Source organism: Psychrobacter sp. (genome assembly GCF_035469765.1).
Taxonomy (GTDB): Bacteria; Pseudomonadota; Gammaproteobacteria; order Pseudomonadales; family Moraxellaceae; genus Psychrobacter.
Window position 1 is genome coordinate 1 of the sequence record NZ_DATIRM010000045.1, and the last position, 2307, is coordinate 2307.

The following is a 2307-nucleotide window of genomic DNA, read 5'->3' on the forward strand; positions in this document are numbered from 1 at the left end:
CAGCAAGCACTAGACAACAATAGAAAAGGTTACTATCAAACGAAGCACTTCACGCAAGGACTGGCGTGGGAGATGTATTCTTTGCCGACGACATTGCAAATACTCGTTGCGGGCAATTCAACAGAAACCATCTTAAACCCTCAGCCCATACAAGTGAATGAGCCACCGATGCCTGTGCTAGATAATGTGTGGGTCAATAAAACTGGGTCGACTAATGGCTTTGGCGCTTATATTGCTTATATGCCTGCCAAAAAAACGGGTATTGTCATTTTAGCCAACAAAAACTATCCCAATATTGAACGGGTTAAAGCCGCTTATACGATTTTGGCTAAAATACCTACAACAAATCATTAGTAGTATAGGTAGTGGAGGCATTGTATTTGTATTATTTAGTAGTTAAGTCTTTCAGAATAAATAAACCCTTGTAGCGTAGTGCTTACAAGGGTTTTTTACGGTATTGATATGTCAGGCGTTATAGACATTAACCCGTATTGCGTAAACCTGCTGCTAAAGCATTGATGCTACGGATTAGTGGGTCTTCAACGTCAATATTGCTCTTGTCACTTTCATGGTTTTGCGCATCGCCTTGTTGTCTGGCACGTTTTAACAGCTCAATTTGGATATAGTTAATGGGGTCTAAATACGCATTTCGCCATTGAAGCGAGGCGGCAAGATTTTGCTGATTTGATAATAACGATGTTTGCTCAAGTAAAGAATTCAGGCCCGAATAAGTTAGTTCGTGCTCTTCGATGACCGCTTGCATAATCTTGTCACGTAATGCTTGATCGTCGCATAATTGGCTGTAGGCCTGAGCGATACTCATCTCAGACTTGGTAAATGCCATCTCGATATTGCTAATAAATACGCTAAAAAATGGCCAATGAGCATTCATCTCTTTCATCAAATCTTCATCTGCTTTCACACTATGCAAAGCGCTGCCGACGCCATACCACGCAGGTAACGTAAAGCGTGCCAATGACCAACCAAAGACCCAAGGAATCGCTCGCAAGGTGGTTTTACTTGGCAAGCCTTTTTTGCGATGCGATGGACGTGAGCCAATGTTTAATAAAGAGATTTCCTGTACAGGGGTGACTTGTGAGTAAAATTGATAAAACCCTTCAGTATGGTCGGTAAGCTTGCGATAACGCTGCTCACCTGCATCTGCCAAACGCGCAAAGAGCGATTCATAATGTGGCAGCTCTGCTGGTTGCACCACAAACCTTGACGAGCAGGCTTTTAGGGTGCCTGTAATGCCCATGGTTAGCTCAAACACAGCGGTATCGGTGTTGGCGTATTTGGCATAAAGCACTTCGCCTTGCTCCGTTACTTTGATTTGACCATGTAGCGTCCCCGCTGGCTGGGCTGCGATGGCATTGTGTGTCGATCCACCGCCACGACTGACAGAGCCACCGCGCCCGTGGAACAAGCGCGTTTTGATACTATACTCTTCGGCAATACGATCAATGGTTTGTTGCGCGCTATAAAGCTGCCACGCAGAAGTGATAATGCCGCCATCTTTCGATGAGTCTGAATAACCCAGCATGATTTCTTGTGTGTTATCTGAATGCTTCAGCAATCCTCGATAAAGGGGATTGTCCAAGACGGCAGGTAGAATTTGATCGATATTTTTCAGGTCTTCAATCGTCTCAAACAAGGGTGCAACTGGCAGGTCGGCAGACAATCGCCCCTTGTCATTGACTCTACATAAGCCAGCAAACCGCATGAGCAGTAAAACTTCTAATATCTGACTGGCGTTATTGGTCATCGAAATAACATAACTGCCAAAAGTATCGTGCCCAACCAGTTTACGCAATGTCGCCACAGAGTGCATTAATGACAATTGTTCGCGGGTTTTATCTGTCAAATTGTCGGTATAAATGAGCGGTGTGCCGGGTTTTTCGAGCAACCGTGTCAGCCATTCTTGACGCTCTGTTTCGCTCAGCGCTTGGTAGTCTGGCAAATTTGAGGCATTAGCAAAAATGTCCGCAATCACTTCGCTATGATAGGACGACTCTTGGCGAATATCGAGGGCGGCCAGATGAAAGCCACAGGTTTTGACCAGACGAATCATATCTAGCAATAACCCGTCGCCATGCGCGGTGTCATGAGTATTGACACTTTGACGAATGATACGCAAGTCTTCTAGCAGTTCTTGCGGGTTGGCATAAGCGTCTTTTTTGGCGTCGCCATCATCACCTTTGCTTTGAATCAGTTGATTGGTGGCTTTGACTTTATTCAGAATTAAGGACAGTAATCGGCGATAAGGCTCGTTGCCATAATCATCAAAATTATAATCAAACACCCGCT

Annotated in this window: 2 protein-coding genes; one reads left to right on the forward strand and one right to left on the reverse strand. The window is 44.8% G+C overall.

The genetic code is table 11. The features are described from left to right. Nucleotides 1-354: serine hydrolase (locus VLN09_RS01095; RefSeq protein ID WP_325243273.1), on the forward strand; the 354-nt coding region annotated here is incomplete at its 5' end. A 127-nt stretch (nt 355-481) separates the two neighbouring features. Here the strand turns inward: VLN09_RS01095 and VLN09_RS01100 are convergent. Next, nucleotides 482-2307: phosphoenolpyruvate carboxylase (locus VLN09_RS01100; RefSeq protein ID WP_325243275.1), on the reverse strand; the 1826-nt coding region annotated here is incomplete at its 5' end.